This is a genomic window from Oscillibacter sp. (genome assembly GCF_032018205.1).
GTDB lineage: Bacteria > Bacillota > Clostridia > Oscillospirales > Oscillospiraceae > Oscillibacter.
Genome location: NZ_DALZOY010000004.1, coordinates 145780 through 161432 on the forward strand (window position 1 = coordinate 145780; position 15653 = coordinate 161432).

Annotated in this window: 12 protein-coding genes; all 12 read right to left on the bottom strand. The window is 58.0% G+C overall.

Annotated features, from left to right (window positions below; translation table 11 throughout):
• Positions 1-18 precede the first annotated feature (18 nt).
• The 12 genes from RTU96_RS04840 to mnmE all read right to left on the bottom strand — a co-directional run bounded on the left by RTU96_RS04840 (position 19) and on the right by mnmE (position 15604).
• Positions 19-1830: a VanW family protein gene (locus RTU96_RS04840; protein ID WP_312635265.1), complete on the bottom strand. Its 1812-nt coding sequence runs from the start codon at positions 1828-1830 to the stop codon at positions 19-21.
• Positions 1831-1870: 40 nt separating this feature from the next.
• A complete protein-coding gene (locus RTU96_RS04845) occupies positions 1871-2731 on the bottom strand; it encodes a ParB/RepB/Spo0J family partition protein (RefSeq protein ID WP_312635266.1) in 861 nt (286 codons plus the stop codon).
• A gap of 297 nt (positions 2732-3028) precedes the next feature.
• Positions 3029-4735 (bottom strand): S8 family peptidase, encoded by a 1707-nt coding sequence (locus tag RTU96_RS04850; protein WP_312635267.1) that lies wholly within the window; start codon positions 4733-4735, stop codon positions 3029-3031.
• A 121-nt stretch (positions 4736-4856) separates the two neighbouring features.
• Positions 4857-6563, bottom strand: a complete 1707-nt coding sequence (locus tag RTU96_RS04855) for a S8 family peptidase (protein ID WP_312635268.1) — start codon at positions 6561-6563, stop codon at positions 4857-4859.
• Positions 6564-6599: 36 nt separating this feature from the next.
• Positions 6600-8306 (bottom strand): S8 family peptidase, encoded by a 1707-nt coding sequence (locus RTU96_RS04860; RefSeq protein WP_312635269.1) that lies wholly within the window; start codon positions 8304-8306, stop codon positions 6600-6602.
• Positions 8303-10030: a S8 family peptidase gene (locus tag RTU96_RS04865; RefSeq protein WP_312635270.1), complete on the bottom strand. Its 1728-nt coding sequence runs from the start codon at positions 10028-10030 to the stop codon at positions 8303-8305. The genes RTU96_RS04860 and RTU96_RS04865 overlap by 4 nt, the downstream gene beginning before the upstream one ends.
• A gap of 81 nt (positions 10031-10111) precedes the next feature.
• Positions 10112-10360 (bottom strand): hypothetical protein, encoded by a 249-nt coding sequence (locus tag RTU96_RS04870; protein WP_294855426.1) that lies wholly within the window; start codon positions 10358-10360, stop codon positions 10112-10114.
• 204 nt (positions 10361-10564) lie between these two features.
• Complete coding sequence (locus RTU96_RS04875) at positions 10565-11560, bottom strand: bile acid:sodium symporter family protein (RefSeq protein ID WP_312635272.1); 996 nt, start codon at positions 11558-11560, stop codon at positions 10565-10567.
• Positions 11561-11569: 9 nt separating this feature from the next.
• A complete protein-coding gene (prmA, locus tag RTU96_RS04880; protein WP_312635274.1) occupies positions 11570-12529 on the bottom strand; it encodes a 50S ribosomal protein L11 methyltransferase in 960 nt (319 codons plus the stop codon).
• Between the two features lie 81 nt (positions 12530-12610).
• Complete coding sequence (locus RTU96_RS04885) at positions 12611-13489, bottom strand: DegV family protein (protein WP_312635353.1); 879 nt, start codon at positions 13487-13489, stop codon at positions 12611-12613.
• Positions 13489-14061: a DUF1836 domain-containing protein gene (locus tag RTU96_RS04890; protein WP_312635276.1), complete on the bottom strand. Its 573-nt coding sequence runs from the start codon at positions 14059-14061 to the stop codon at positions 13489-13491. The genes RTU96_RS04885 and RTU96_RS04890 overlap by 1 nt, the downstream gene beginning before the upstream one ends.
• Positions 14062-14224: 163 nt before the next feature.
• Positions 14225-15604, bottom strand: a complete 1380-nt coding sequence (gene mnmE / locus RTU96_RS04895; protein WP_312635277.1) for a tRNA uridine-5-carboxymethylaminomethyl(34) synthesis GTPase MnmE — start codon at positions 15602-15604, stop codon at positions 14225-14227.
• Positions 15605-15653: the final 49 nt, after the last annotated feature.

Here is a 15653-nt window from a genome sequence, read left to right on the forward strand (position 1 = left end):
CGCAAGATTTGCCGCCGCTTACAGCGAGGGCAGGGGGGAGATAATTGCATTCGGGCCGGAGCCCGTGTCGTTCCCCGTTCCGGTTTCTCCGGAAATGGGCGTTTCTTCGACGGGGGGCGTGACAGTGCCGGGCGTTCCATCTGTGGGGGTCACCGTGCCATCGTTTCCCGTTCCGGTTTCTCCGGGGGTCGGTGTTTCCGAGGGAACAACCTGACCGGGCAGCTCGCCCGGAAGCGGACTGACCACGGGAGCGGGGCCCTTTAAGATAATCTTGTTGCGTACCTTATAGTCGCTGTTGGCTTCAAAGGTGCTGGAAATCAGATTCCCTTCGCTGTCGTAAAGATTGCGGTACGTTTCCACTTTATACCCGGTGTAGGGGGTGACCTTCACCGACTCCGTCCCAGCGGGAAGGGTGGCGTCGTCCTCGTAGACCACGGTAAACGGCGTGGTGGAAAGGGTTTTGTTGGTCATCTTCACCGTGGTGTCGTCCACCTTGGTGCCGTATAGCGACATGGTGAGATAGCCCTTGGAATAAATCGACTCGACCTTAACGGGATAATTGGTGTCGTTGCGGAAGCGGTAGTTTGGTCCGCCCCAGCTAACGGTGGCGTCCATCCCCTTGGGAATGTATGCGGGCACATAGCGGTGGGCGTACCGCTCCACAATTTCAAGGTTCGACTTCAGCGTCGCCAGATACAGCGTGGAGGACGGCTGACACACGCCGCCGCCAATTTCGTCCACCGTCTCCCCCTGTACATAGGCAGGAGCGGGCAGATAGCCCCGTGCGGCGGTCCGCTGTCCCACCACCTCGTTATAGTCAAAAATATCGCCGCTGTTCAAGACCGTTCCGTTGACGGCGTCTGAGGCCAGCTTTACATTGCCAATGCGGGCGGCGGTGCCGCCCACGTGGGTGGTGTAGGAGCCAAGCATATCCCGGAATAAAACAGGGGCAAGCTCCTCCGCCGTGACGGCGGGAAGCTGAATATCGGCGGGAATTTCCACAGTGCTGCCGGGCTTAGCGGCGTTCATCCCGGACTGGGCCAGCGCCACGTCAAAGTCAGCGCCCACTTGCTCGGGCGTAATCGTGCCGGTGGCGGCGTCATATCCTGCGTTCTTTACGTCCCCGGAGGTCTGGTCGTAAATCTCCTGCGCGGAAACTGTCCGAGCAGACTCGGCAAGATAGGGAACGTCCAGTGCAAGGTTCAAATCCCACGCGCCAGCCTCAATGCTCTGAGTAAGCGTCTGGGGGTCCACGGTGCGGCCGTCCTCAGCCATGTGTATCAAAATAGAGGCATCACCCAGTTCGTAAGTGGTGTCTTGGCTGGGAAAGGAAAGAAGCTGTGCGGCGGCCTCGGCGGCAGCCTGCGTCTTTTCTTTGTCCAGAGAGATCAGGTCCGCCGTGTCGGAAAATGTACCCGCGTTGGTGAGATACCGCCAGCCCAGCGTGAAAAAATTGCCCTGCAGATTTCCCTGATGGGCGCTGCGAGCCACAGTGGAAGCGGAAATCTCCGCTCCCAAATCCGACAAAGCCACATAGGCGTCCGGCACAGGAGCGCGCTCCGGAACCTGAGACGCCGCGTCGTCATAGAGATAAAGGCCAATTTTCATAGCAGGGAAGGTCCGCTCCAGCTTTTGCGCGGCTTGCGTCACCGTCAGCCCGCCAAGATCCTGCCCCAGAATCTGGGTATTTTTCCAAAGCTGGCCGTTGTTGGCGGCATAGGCGCAAAGACCGACATATCCCGCCGCCAGAGCGCTCAGCAGCACAAAGGCAATGGCGAAAGGCAGCTTCAATTGTTTTTTCTGCGCTTCCTGCACCATTACAGTATCCATGGACTCCTCCCCGTACTTTCTAAATTGAAACAAAAAAGGCCTAGTGGTTCTCAGTATAGCACGTTTTAGGAGAAATGACATTACAATCCTGTAACAATCCGGGCACTTTGGCCCTCGTCTCCCGGGGGATGCGAATGGTCAGGATAATGGCCTCCTCCGTTTCCTCCCGCTGGCTTTGGGCGTCGATTCCGGCGCTTTGAATCAGCTGAAGCCCGTGGTCCACGCTGTTGAGAAACAGGCGCACGTCTTTCAGCACATAGGTCTTCCGCCCGCGAAAAGGCGTGCGCTGCGCTGCCTCAATTCGCCGGGTGACATACCGCTCTGTCTGGGCAACATTCAACCCGGCGGAGGCCGCGTATTTCGCCGCCTCCAGCCGCACATCCTCGCCCTCCAGCCGCAGAAGGGCCCGGGCATGACGCTCGGTCAGGCCGCCTTCCGTCAGCACCCGGCGGCACTCCGGAGACAAGCGCAGCAGCCGCAGCTTGTTGGCAAAGGCGGAGGGGGACAGCCCCAGCTTTTTTGCAGCCAAATCCTGCGTAATGCCTGTTTTGCGCACAAAGGCGGAGAGCGCTTCGGCTTCCTCAAAATAGTGCAGATCCTCCCGCTGAAGATTTTCCACCAGTGCCAGCAGCGCCGCTCCGGCGTCGTTGGCGGCCCACTCAAGACAGGGCACTGCCGCAAGCCCCGCAAGCCCCGCCGCCCGAAGCCGCCGTTCTCCTGCCACCAGTTCCCACCGATCCGGCCCCTGGCGGCGGACGGTCAAGGGCTGCAAAATTCCATTTTCCCGGATAGAGGAGGCCAGCGATTCCAGTCCCGCCGGGTCAAAGACCTGCCGGGGCTGGGCCGGATTGGGAAACACACACCCGATGGGCAGCATCAAAACCCTCTGCTCCAGTTCCATAAAAGCACCCCCTCTTAATTTCCTATATTTTACAGACGGGCCTTTGAAAAAGGACACTTTTTTGGTCGAACCCAACAAAAGTTGCAAGACAGGGTGGAAGGGAGGGGAAATGTGTAAAATTGGTCAAATCAGAAACGCCGCAAAAAGAAGAGGCCGCGAAAGAAAAACCCCAAAAAAAGCGATGCGAAAAAGACTGCGGTTGCCAGATTAAGCCCAAAAGCCCCTAAAAAGCGAGGGGGAAAAAGCCCCGGCCTTCGGGCCGGGGCAAGGCTGCGCACTGAAATCCGGTTTTGGCGGCTACCGTGTTTCCCGCATGAGGTTGAAGGTCTGCACCAAGTCCAGCGCGCCATAGCCCCACTGGGTATTGGGATAAAAAACGGTGGGGCTGCGTCGGCAGCCGCGAATTAAGTAAGCCCGAATTTGGTAGGTACTCATTGACACGTCGTTTCCGTTTACAACGCCCCATTGCAGCATCAGGGCGCAGGCTCCCGCCGTAATAGCGGCGGCCACGCTGGTGCCCGTCATGGTACCCGGCCCTGTGGGGTAGATGCCCTCCACATTGACGCCGGGGGCGCACAGGTCCGGGGCCATCATATTGATGCGGGTAGGTCCCCAGGAGGAGCTTGGATACAGGCTGTCGTCTGCTATGTTGTAGGCGCCGATGCACAGGGCTCCCACGGTGGTGGCGGGCACGGTGATGGTGTAGTTGGGGTTGGCCGCCAGAAATTCAATTCCCGGGGAGGACAGACCCGTGAGAGGAAGCCATGCATTGAACCCGCCGTCCAGCACCAGATCGCCGTATACGGTGATGGTCCAGATGCCCGGAATGGCGTTGTTTACCCGCACGACGGTGAGCTGTCCGCCGCTTCCCTCAATGGGAAAGAAATATCCAACCTGAACGGAGGACTGCTCAAAAACCAGATTGGTGGTGGTAATGGTTCCGGATTTAGGGGGGATTCTGGCGGCCAGCTCTCCGGTGGGAGAGCGGACGGCGACGGACAGCCTGTCGGACACCCCGCTCCAGATGGTTGTGTAAATGACGGAGGATTCGTTGGTCACGGAGATGTCAATGTTCTGAAATTCGCCCACGGCGGAGATTCTTCCCTGGGTGTGGTGGCGGGCCTGACTTTCATTTCCCGCGGCGATGCACAGGCACACGCCCACCAGATTGGAAATTTCGCTGAGGTATTCCTCAAAGATGGAAAAGCCGTCGTGGCTGCCGGAATTTGTTCCAATTCCAAGGCAGATGACCACGGGGCGGTTCAGCTCCTGCGCTTTCTTGAGAACGTATTCCACCCCGATCATCACGGCGGTGGAGCCAAACGCGTTTGGCTGATCCGGGGGTACGGCGAACAGGTCCGTATAAAAGGGGCGGGCCCGTTTCAGCTTCACCACCACCAGCTCCGCATCCGGCGCGGCGCCGAGAAAGTCGTCCACCTCCCGCCCCGCCGCCACGGAGGCCAGAAAAGTTCCGTGGCCGTCGGTGTCCCGCTGGGGAACAATCTCATAGGGATTTTCCGAGGCCAAAGCCTCGTTAATCTGGGCGTGGGTATATTCCGTGCCGATGAAAAACCCCTCGGGGGGCGTGCCCACCGTAGACTGGTCAAAAATTGCCTGAATCTTGCTGGTGCCGTCCTCATAGCGGAACACCTGCTGCGTATAGTCGATGCCGGTGTCCACAATGCCCACCAGAACGCCCCGCCCCCGCAGACCCAGATACGGCTGGCGATGGATGCCCCCAATGCCGGAGGCCTCTACCTCCGGACGGCCCAGAAGGCCCAGCACCACCGGAATGGAGCCGGCATAGTTGCTTCCCATCCGGCTCAGAGTATCTAAAAATTCGCTGGACTTGGCATAACAGACCACATACCGCTCGGCCAGAGTCTGGGTAGCCACAACGTTGGGATTCTCCCGCAGAAAGCTATCCAGAATGTCGTTTCCCCGGACAATAAAGTCAACGGTGTCGGGGGAGTTGATAAATTCCCTCAGTTCTTCCTCGTTCAAGGAAAACGCCTCCAATCGTGAGTGCCGGAGAAATACCGAACTATTTAAAATAGCAGGGTACATCGGAAATTTTGCAAGGGGATGTAAATTTAAGGTGACAGCGGCGATGTTTGATGCTGTCTTACATTTCCCGCATAAGCTGAAAGGATTGCAGCAGGTTCAGCGTTCCGTAGCCCCACTGGGGGTTGGGGTAGGACTGGGTCTGGGTGCGGTCGCAGCCCCGGATGAGATAGGCGCGGATGGGACAGGTGCTCATGGCGGGTTCGTTGCCCTCTACCACGCCCCACTGCATCAGTAGTGCGCAGGCCCCGGCGGTAATGGCGGCAGCCGGGCTGGTTCCGCTCATCACGCCCCGCCCCGTGGGATAAAAGCCCTCAATATTTACGCCCGGAGCGGCGAGGTCCGGAGTAACCTGCTCGTGCCGGGTGGGCCCCCATGAGGAGTTGGGATACAAGGTTCCGTTCATGCTGTTATAGGCTCCGCAGCCGATGGCGCCCATGGCGGTGGAAGGGACCGTCACCGTATAATAAGGGTCCGCGTCCAAAAACTCAACGCCGGGAGTGACAAAACCTGTGATGGGGAGCCATGCGTTGAAGGTCCCGTCCAGAATGATGTCTCCGTGCATGGCAATGGTCCAGACTCCCGGTGTGGCATTCAAAACCCGGACAGAGGTAAGTTGGCCACCGCTTCCCTCCAAAGGGTAATAGCTGGCTACTCGTACCTGAGAGCGCTCCATCACCGCGTTTGAGGTGAGAACAACGCCGTCTTTGGGCGGCTTTCTTGGCACGTATTCTCCGGTGGGGGAGGTAACGGAAACGGACAGCTTGTCGGAAAAGGCGCTCCAGACAGAGACAAAAAAATTTGAATCCGGTTGCACCACTTTTACGTCAATATTTCGGAAGTCGCCCTTGGACGTGACAATGCCTTTTGTGTGGCCGCGGGCTTGACTTTCGTTTCCGGCGGCGGAGCACACGCATACGCCCGCCAAAGCCGCGATTCCGCTCAAATATTCCTCAAAAATGGAAAAGCCGTCGTGGCTTGCAAAATTGGTGCCAATGCCAAGGCAAATCACCACCGGACGCTTCAGCTCGTGGGCCTTTTGAACGATGTACTCGACCCCGATCATCACGGCAATGGAGGAAAACGCGTTTTCCTGTTCCTCCGGTACGGCAAATAGCTCCAGTCCAAATGGTCGGGCCTTTTTCAGCTTTACCACGATCAGCTCCGACTCCGGGGCCACGCCGGTAAAGTCCTCTTGATGCTGTCCGGCCGCCACGGAGGCCAAAAACGTGCCGTGGCCCGCCGTGTCCCGGGAGGGAACGATTTCATAAGGATTCTCCGACTTAAGCGCCTGGTTAATCTGCTCGTTTGTGTATTCCGTGCCGATAAAAAACCCCTTGGGCGGTGTGCCAGTGATGGACTGGTCGTAAAGAAAATGAATTTTACTGCTTCCATCTTCCCGGCGAAAAACGCTTTGGGTATAGTCGATGCCGGTGTCTACAAAGCCCATCAGCACACCCTCTCCGTGGAGGCTCATGTAGGGCTGCTGCCGAATGGAACAAATTCCTGCCTCCTTCAGGCCCGGTCCGCATAAGGGGCCCAGAATTACCGCGATAGAGCTGATATAGCCGGTGCCCAGCGTAGTCAGCAGCCGAGGATATGCTTCCACGGTGGTATAGCACACCACATATCGCCCCGCCAAAGTTTGGGTCGCAATAATATCCGGATTTTCCTCAATCAGGCGGTCCAGATCGTCGGTACCCCGCACTACAAAGCCCACCGTGTCCGGCGAATCAAGAAATTGCTGCATAGACGGATTGACCGCCATTGCACGGCCTCCTTTCAAAGCGTGATAACAGGAGTTTCACAGCTCCCGCATAAGGTTAAAGGTCTGAATCAGGTTCAGGGAACCATACCCCCACTGGGTGTTGGGGTAGGTCATGGTGGGACTGCGGTTGCAGCCGCGGATTAAATAGGCCCGAATCTGATAGGTGCTCAGGGAGATGTCATTTCGCTCCACAATGCCCCATTGCATCATCAGCGCACAGGCCCCCGCCGTAATGGCCGAGGCCACGCTGGTTCCGCTCATGGTGCCGGGTCCCGTGGGAAAAATCCCCCCCACGTTTACCCCCGGGGCCACAATGTCCGGCGCCATTCGATCCAGCCGGGTGGGCCCCCAGGAGGAGTCGGAGTAAAGGCTGCCGGTGGTGCTGTTGTACGCGCCGCAGCTAATGGAGCCGAACATAGTGGACGGGCAGGTGACGGTATAATAGGGCGTGGCTGACAAAAGCTCCACCGTAGGCGAGACAAAACCGGTAAGGGGCAGCCAGGCGTGAAACGTACCGTCAAGAATAATGTCTCCGTAAAGCGTGATGGTCCAGATGCCCGGCGTGGCGTTATAAATGTTTACGGAGGAGAGCTGGCTTCCTGTACTCTCGTAGGGAAAGTAATACTCCACCTGAACTGCGGATTTCTCCAAAATCAGATTGGAGCGGCTGAAGGCCCCGGGCCGGGAGGGAATCCGCCCCACCAACTCCCCCGTGGGGGAGCGGACAGATAGAGAAATTTTGTCCGCAATGGTGTTCCAGATGCCGAGAATGACGTTGCCCGCGTCTTCGCCCACTTTTAAATCAATGTTTCGGGTGGCGCCCTTTTCGACAATTGTACCCTGCATATGGTGGCGGGCCTGACTTTCGTTTCCGGCGGCGGTGCACACGCACACGCCACGAAGGTTTGCGATGTTGCTGAGGTATTCCTCAAAAATAGAAAAGCCGTCGTGCGCGCCGAAGGTGGTGCCAAGGCCGATGCAGATAACCACTGGACGGTCCAGTTCTCGGGCTTTTTTTACAATGTACTCCACGCCGATCATAATGTCGGTAGACTCATAGGCGTATTGCTGCCACGACGGAACGGCAAACCAATTGAGGTAAAAGGGACTTGCCTTGCGCAGCTTTACCACAATCAGCTCCGATTCCGGCGCGGCCCCAATAAAGTCCCCGGACTCGCTCCCCGCCGCCACGGACGCTAAAAAAGTGCCGTGACCGCTCTCGTCCTTTTGAGGGACCAGCTCATAGGGATCTGGGTTGCGCAGGGCCTCGTTAATCTGCGTATTGGTGTATTCTGTACCAATAAAAAATCCTTGGGGAAATGGTCCGTCCACCGTCTGGTCGTAGAGATACTGAATTTTGCTGGTGCCGTCGGGGTAGCGAAAAGCGCTTTGAGTATAGTCGATGCCGGTGTCCACAAAGCCCATCAGCACGCCCTGCCCCCGCAGATCCAGATAAGGCTGCTGCTGAACCTGAATAATGCCCGCCGCCGACAGGTTTGCGCTGTCGAGAAGGCCCAGCACCAAGGAGATGTAGCTGATGAAGCTGGAGCCGAACTGGCTGATCAGGTTGTTAAAGGTCACTGTGTCCGTGTAGCAGACCAGATACCTTCCGGCCAGAAGCTGCGTGGTGTGAATAGCGGGGGTGTTTTGAAGAAGCTGGTCGATAAATGCATTTTTTCGCAGGACAAACGTCACCGCATCGGAAGAGTTGGGGAGCTGCTGAGCGTCCTCCGTCTCATTCATGAAAACGCGCCCCCCGTCCTTGTATATTCCACCAAATCCCCCATGGCTTCGCAAACGCTCAGGGCACCGTAGCCCCACTGGTTGCTGGGGAACACGGTTGAAAACTGCCGGTTGGCACTTTTGCGTAAAAAGGCTTTTACTCGCTGGCCGTATAAAAACGGGTCGTTTCCCATGACAATGCCCCACTCCATCATCAGGGCCGCCGCCCCCGCCACAAAGGGGGAGGCCATACTGGTGCCGGTATAGGCATCGTACCCGCCGCCGGCCCGGGTGGTGAGGACGCTGACGCTGGGCGCCACCAGATCGGGCTTGATGCGCAGGCCGTTTTCACCCAAGGCGCCCCGCCCGGAAAACACGGTGGCGATGCGCAGCATCGCGTTGTACCCGCCCACGGAAATTACATTCTGCACGGTAGAGGGCAGGGTCAGCGTGAGATTCACGTCGGCCCGGAGAAAGGCAGTGTTTCGGGTCACATCCTCCACGGTGGGAAGCCAGATGTTAAACTCTCCGTCCACGATTTCACCCGCCCGGGCAATCAATCGCCACACCCCCGGGGACACGCCTGTTCCCAACGTAGAAAAGAGAAAGTAGACCTCCTGTTGAACGGTGTAGTGGTTGGGCTGGGCGTAAATAATCGAGATTTCCGTGCCGTCCAGCGTTGTATGGGTAACGCTTTGCAGGGACTGGATAATCCCCGTGGACCTTCCACTGGGGCTGAGCAGTTCATAAGTAACGGTGTCCGCAAAATTTTTCCACAGGGTCATGTAAAGCCGCCGGGGAAGACCCGTGACGGCGAACTCGATGATGGAAGTCTCGTTGGCCGAAAGTTTTCCATGGTAGTGGTGAGCTGCGCCGCCCTCGTTTCCGGTGGCCACGGACATAACTGTTTTCCAGCGCTCACACATGGAGTTTAAGTACTGCTCAAACAGGGAATCGCCGGTGTGAGAGCCGTTGTTTGTGCCGTAGCTGAGGTTGATGCTCAGGGGCATGTTCAGCGCCAGCGCCTTGTCAGACAGGTATTTCACTCCCCGCATAATTTCCGTGGTACGGGTAAAGGATTCATTTCCCGTGTGGCCCAGTTTTACCACAATCAGGCTTGCCTTCGGGGCAACGCCCGCTTCCACGCCGCCGCTGGAGGCCCCGTTTCCGGCGGCAATGCCCGCCACCGCTGTTCCGTGGCCCGCAGTATCCACGGAGGGAACAACGGAGCGGGGGTTCGGGCTTGCCAAAGCCTCGTCAATTTGAATACTGCTGTATTCCACACCGCTGCGAAAGCCTGCCGGGGGCGGCCCCACGGAGGTCTGGTCCCAGAGATAAAGAATTCGAGTGCTGCCGTCAGGATTCCGGAAGTCGGGATGCGTGTAATCAATGCCGGAATCAATGATGCCCACAATAACCCCGGCGCCCGTTAGCCCAAAGGCGTCGGGCCGCTGGACGGGGGGGACGCAGGTGCTCTCCAAACTGTCCCGCAGCATAAAGGTAAGGACCTTGGGCAGCTCGATAAACTCAATCTGCGGAAATCCGTAAAGCTCCGCCAGCCGGTCCACCGGTAAAGTGATGATGGCGTAATCGGGGCTGAGCAGTTCAATATCGGCGCCAAGCAGCGCGCCGATACTTAAAAGATCTCCGTTGTATTTGACAATGACCTCCAGCAAGCCGCTTTCGGTAAATTCGTTGGATTCAAACCGGGTTAACTTCTCAAGACGCACCGGCTGTGGGGGCATAGAATCCCTCCTTGCATGAACTCTTATATGTTTTAATCCAAAGCCCCAACGCCCGCGCGCGAAAGGGGCGCAGCGGGCGCGTTAATAAAGGCAGTCTACCAGCGAGACGCGCAACTGGGAATATTCATAGTGGGCTGATTTCCATATGTAGCCGTACAGAATTCCACCGTGTACCTCCGTGGGGTACATCCAAAAACCGTCGCCGTAGACGGTCCATATATAGACAAGATAGCCCACATGCTGGCGAATGGAGGCGGGGCCGGTTCCCCGCAGAATCCGGCAGTAGGTCGGGACCGTGTTGGGCGGTCTTGTTATCGGCATTTTTCGCATACCGCATCCTCCTCATATCCGACACCGGGGGCGTTGACAGCAACACGCACGTCAATCTTCGCCCGCTTGATTTATGATATTCCCAGCGTATGAAAGAGGTGCTGCGCATATGAGGGGATTTTGCTTGCGGCGCTCTTTAAAACAAAAAAGCCCCCAAAGCAGCTAAGCTGCTTTGGGGGAACGGATGCATTTCAGAGAAAGCCTTTACTGGGGCACGGACGCCGACTCTGCCTCCCAAGCCGCCTGATCCGCTTGTCCGGCTTTGGTTCTTCGCAGAAGCTTCACCGCAAGAGCCATCATAATCTGGGTAAAAATCGGAGCAAAGGCCACGGGAAACAGCACGTCGGGGGGGAAATACTGCGCTGCCAGCACAGCGCCTGCGCTGATGTTCCGAGCGCCGGTGACAATTGTCACAGTCTGCACAGAGGGGAAGTCCAACCGCATCAGACGGTGGGATACAAACCAGCCCAGAAAGTAGGAAAAGACGGACAGGCCAACCAGCACCACAATGACCGCCAGCAGAGTGGGAGTGACAGATTTTAAAAACGGAGCCACGCCTGTGGCGTTGGAGACGATGATGAGAAACATCAGAAGCTTTGCAAAGGGAGAAAGGCGCGGCTTCCAATGCTGGGCAAACTGCCCGCCCCGGATGCGGTGGCATAGCAGGGCGAGGGTGGCGGGCAGCGCCACCATGAACAGAAGATCCTTCATCATTCCTGATGCGTCCATCACCACCATAGAGCCAACCAGCAGCTTCATGCTTAAAGGGACCATAAGAGGGGAGAGCAGCGTGTCCAGCAGCAGAGCCGACAGGCACAGGGGCAGGTTGCCCCGGCCAATGGTCACCCACATCAGGGAAACTACGCCGGTGGGCAGCACGAAGTTCAGCACCAGCCCAGTGGTAAACAGTGGATTGTCCGGAAACAGCGGGGTGCAAAGTCCCAGACATAAAACTGGAACCACCAGATGCAGCAGTACCAAAACTATCAGCACGGGGACGGGGTGGGTTGCCACATGACCAATCTGACGAAAACTGCATCCCAGCGTGTTGATAAACGTCATGGCCGCAAAAATCACGGGCGTAAAGGGGACCAGCACGCTGAAGGGCTTGCAGAAAAAGATGCCCAGCAGCAGGCAGGCGATGGTAAACCAGAGAATCTTATCCGAAAGAAACCGGTCAAGCTTTTGCAGTTTTTCCATGCATCCCCCTCAGCGGCAGACAAAGGCGAACCAGCCGCCGTCTTCATGGGATTCCAGAATCGCCCAGCCGCAGCGGCGCAGTCCGTCCGCTACTTCCACAGCCCGGTCGTCAATGATTCCGGAGCACAGAAACAGGCCCCGTGGCTTTAAAAACTGCCGCGCCATGGGCGCAAGGCCCAAAATCACGTCCGCCACGATGTTGGCCGTCACAATGTCGTAATTTCCGCCAAGGGAGGAAACAAGGCCCTCATCACCCAACACGTCGCCGGAGAGGACGGTATACCGGTCCCGGCCCACGCCGTTGAGCGCCGCGTTTTCATAGGCAACGTTGATGCAGTTTGCGTCAATGTCCACCGCTGTGGCGGAGGCGGCCCCCAGCTTCAGCGCCGCGATGGAGAGAATGCCGCTGCCGCAGCCCAAGTCCAGCACGGTATCGCCGGGTTTCACCGCCTGCTCCAATGCCTCAAGGCACAGTCGGGTGGTGGCGTGGCTGCCGGTACCGAAAGAAAGACCGGGGTCCAGAATAAGAGGCACCCGGTCCCCGGGGTTTACACTGTCTTTTTCCCACTGGGGAATCACCAGCAGGCGGCTTCCGATGTTTAGGGGCTTATAATACTTTTGCCAGCCATAGGCCCAGTCCTCTTCCTTCAGGGATTCCATCGTCATCAAAAGCGTTCCGCAGCCGGAATGGGTGCGTCTGAATTCTTCCAAAGCGATGCGAACCTCTCCCAGCCGGGCAAAGCCCGCCTCGTTCTCCTCTAAGTAAAAGGTGATGCGAGACGCGCCGGACTCCTTTTTCAAGAGGTCTTCGTCCACGTAATCCCAGCTCTGCCGGTTTTCCTCCAAAAATGTGTGAAATTCCGTCTCGTCGTCAATGACCACGCCGTCGATGCCAAGGCCCGAAAGAAACGCCTCCGTTGCCTCCAGACCCTCGTGGTTTGTATCTATATGGACTTCCAGCCAGTTCATCAGGCTGCGCCTCCCGTTTCATCCGCCTCAACGGACCGTATTTTAATTGGTCTGTGCGGGGGCTTGCCGGGCCCCGGTTTCTCAGCGCTCCGTGCCAAGGAAAAACAGCGCCACCACGCCGCAGCCCGTGTGGCTGCCGATGACAGGGCCTACGTAATTGATATGTATATTTTCACTGGGTGTGCCGAAGCGGCGGGTGATCTCATTGGCCACCAGCTTCGCGTCGTCATAGCAGTCTCCGTGGCTGATGAAGATTGTCTGCCCGGCGGGGTTCACGGAAAGACGCTCCATCTCATCCACCAGCGCCGTCAAAGAGGCCCTGCGCCCCCGGGCTTTGCTGACGGGAATGAGATGCCCTTCGTTGTCCATGTGCATCACGGGCTTGATGGACAGCATCGTGCCAAATAAGGCGGTGGTGGCGCTGATGCGGCCGCCCCGCTTCAGATGGTTCAAATCGTCCACCGTAAACCAGTGGCACACATGATATTTTTCCTCTTCTGCGTAGGCCAGCACCTCGTCGATGCTTTTTCCGGCCTTTTTCTGCCGGGCGCAGAGCCAAACGAACAGTCCCTGCCCCATTGAGGCACACAAAGAGTCCACCACGTAAATTTTGGCCTCCGGAAATTCCGGGCGCAGGTCGTCCGCCGCGATGGCGGCGGACTGATGAGTGGTGGATAGGCCCGAGGAAAAGCTCAGACACAAAATGTCCTTCCCCTGAGACAAAATTTCCCGCATTTTGGTCTCAAACGCGCCCACGTTGATGGCGGAGGTGGTGCCTGTCTCTCCTGCGCGTATCTTTTCAAAAAACTCCAAAAAGCCAAGCTCGCGCCCGTCCAAATAGTTGTGATATTCCTGCTCCCCGATATGAAAGCTCAGGGGAAGAACCTCCAGCTCCAGCTCTGCCGCCATGTCGGCGGACAGGTCGCAGCTGCTGTCGGTCAAAATTACAAAATCGCGCATCATTCCGCATCCTCCTCTTTCTTCTGCCGATTCCGCTTCTCACGGACCGGCTTTTCCTCCATCTCGCCCCGGCGGTGGCGCAGCAGCGTCACATACCGGCGGCTGGCCGCTCCCGCGGCATAGCTTAAAAGAGCAAAATGAATGGCCGAGTCCGCCAGCTTTTCCGGGTCCTGGTGCTGGTCCATCTGGCTGGCGGTGAGCGCCATGGAGGAATCCAGACTGCGGCAGAAGGCGAGGTAGCCTGCCTCCACGCTGCCGGAGTCCTTTAGCTCCTGATCCAGCAAAAGGCCCATGTCCTTGGAGGAAAAGACCTGCTTGAGCACGCAGATCACCGTAAGATATGCCAGATGCTCCCGGTTATATTTTTTGCCATCGGCCCGGGGCAGCAGCCCGGCCTTGGTGTAGTTGTTCACCATGGCGGCGGTCAGTCCGTCGTCCCCGTCAAAGCGCAGAACCTGCCGGTCCATATAGCTGAGCACCTGATCCATATACAGAGAAAAGTCGGGAAGCTGGTCCCAATCCACCGGGCGCTGCTCCCGCAAACGCGCCTGTAAGTGCGTCTGATCCTCCATTATGCGTCCCCCTCTCAAAATGGGCTTCATTTACAGAGAGAATACCACAATTATCTGGTTTTGTAAATCGCATTTTGCGGAAACCAATATCAGATAGAGCCGGCAAAACAGGCAAGACCTCCGGCTGCGCCTGTCCTGTCGAAACTTCAAAGAAACCGCCCAATTACTTGCCGACGCAGAACCGGGAGAAAATGGCGGATACGATGTCCTCTTTGGCCGTGCGGCCTGTCAGCTCTCCAATTGCACCCATGGCCTCCTCCGTGTCAGCCAAAACCACGTCCGGGGTCAGCCCGGCGCGCAACGCGTCCAGCCCCCGGCAAAGAGCGGCCTTGGCCCGCCCCACGGCGTCTGCCTGCCGAGGATCGGTCAAAAGAAGCCCGGCGGCTTCCGTCCCGTCGGGGAAGAGTGCGGCAACGGCGGATTCCAGCGTGTCCAGCCCCTGCCCGGTGACGGAGCTGAGGGAGATGATTCCCTCCGGCGAAATTGACAACTCCCCGGGAAGGTTTAAAACCTCTGTGCCGCCGCTTTGCAAATCCTGTTTGGTAAGGATCAAAAGCCAGTGGGGACAGCGACTTGCCAGCTCCAAAATCGCGCCATCCTCCTCCGTAAATTCCGCAGTTCCGTCCAGCACGGCGAGGACCAGATCGGCTCCTTCCACGGCAGACTTGGACCGCTCCACCCCCAGCCGTTCCACCAAGTCCTCTGTCTCCCGGATGCCGGCAGTGTCGATCAGCCGCAGCAGTGCGTCGCCGCAGAGGACAGACTCCTCCACCGTGTCCCGCGTGGTTCCCGGCACGTCGGTGACAAGGCACCGGTCAAAGCCCGCCAGCGCGTTCAGCAGGGAGGATTTTCCCGCGTTGGGCCGTCCGATAATGGCGGTGCGCACGCCAGATTTCAAAAGGCGGCCCCGGCTCCATGTGGCAAGCAGGCGGTCGAGAAGTTCCTCCGATTCCCGCAGCGTGGCGGTCAGTCTCTCTGCGTCCAAATCCTCAATGTCCTCGTCGGGATAGTCCACCACGGCGTAGAATTGAGAGGCAATGGCCGTCAGGCTTTCATAAACGCCGGACAGGCTGCGGCCCAGTGCCCCGTTTACCTGCATGGCGGCGTTTCGAGCGGCGGCGGGGCTTTCTGCTTCAATGAGGTCAATGACGGCCTCTGCCTGCGTCAAATCCAGCTTGCCGTTTAAAAAGGCCCGCTGGGTAAATTCTCCGGGCCGGGCCTGCCGCGCACCGGCGGCAAACAGAGCCAATAAAAGCTCTCCCATCGCCACGGGGGAGCCGTGGCAGTGAAGTTCTGCGCTGTCCTGGCCGGTATAGCTGGCGGGGGCAGGGAAACGGACGACCATGCCGCCGTCCAGCACGCGGCCTTCCGTATCCAGCATCCGGCCCATGAAAAGCTTGCGGGGCTCCAGCGCTGAAAATTGCTTTTGGCAGTCCGGGTGAAAAACCCGGCCCACCACCGCGTCCGTCTCCGGGCCGGAAACGCGAATCACGCCGATAGCCACGGGGGTTTTCCCCGTGGCGATGGCGGCAATGGTATCCATGGCGGCTCCTTTCCGTGCAGCGCACAAAAGCGACGGGGCGGAGCGACTG

Bases quoted from the DNA above. Each gene is read 5' to 3' on its own strand.
- RTU96_RS04890 (WP_312635276.1), bottom strand. From the start codon at position 14,061: ATGGAGGATCAGACGCACTTACAGGCGCGTTTGCGGGAGCAGCGCCCG.
- RTU96_RS04870 (WP_294855426.1), bottom strand. From the start codon at position 10,360: ATGCGAAAAATGCCGATAACAAGACCGCCCAACACGGTCCCGACCTAC.
- RTU96_RS04885 (WP_312635353.1), bottom strand. From the start codon at position 13,489: ATGCGCGATTTTGTAATTTTGACCGACAGCAGCTGCGACCTGTCCGCC.
- prmA (WP_312635274.1), bottom strand. From the start codon at position 12,529: ATGAACTGGCTGGAAGTCCATATAGATACAAACCACGAGGGTCTGGAG.
- RTU96_RS04845 (WP_312635266.1), bottom strand. From the start codon at position 2,731: ATGGAACTGGAGCAGAGGGTTTTGATGCTGCCCATCGGGTGTGTGTTT.
- mnmE (WP_312635277.1), bottom strand. From the start codon at position 15,604: ATGGATACCATTGCCGCCATCGCCACGGGGAAAACCCCCGTGGCTATC.
- RTU96_RS04865 (WP_312635270.1), bottom strand. From the start codon at position 10,030: ATGCCCCCACAGCCGGTGCGTCTTGAGAAGTTAACCCGGTTTGAATCC.
- RTU96_RS04855 (WP_312635268.1), bottom strand. From the start codon at position 6,563: ATGGCGGTCAATCCGTCTATGCAGCAATTTCTTGATTCGCCGGACACG.
- RTU96_RS04840 (WP_312635265.1), bottom strand. From the start codon at position 1,830: ATGGATACTGTAATGGTGCAGGAAGCGCAGAAAAAACAATTGAAGCTG.
- RTU96_RS04860 (WP_312635269.1), bottom strand. From the start codon at position 8,306: ATGAATGAGACGGAGGACGCTCAGCAGCTCCCCAACTCTTCCGATGCG.
- RTU96_RS04875 (WP_312635272.1), bottom strand. From the start codon at position 11,560: ATGGAAAAACTGCAAAAGCTTGACCGGTTTCTTTCGGATAAGATTCTC.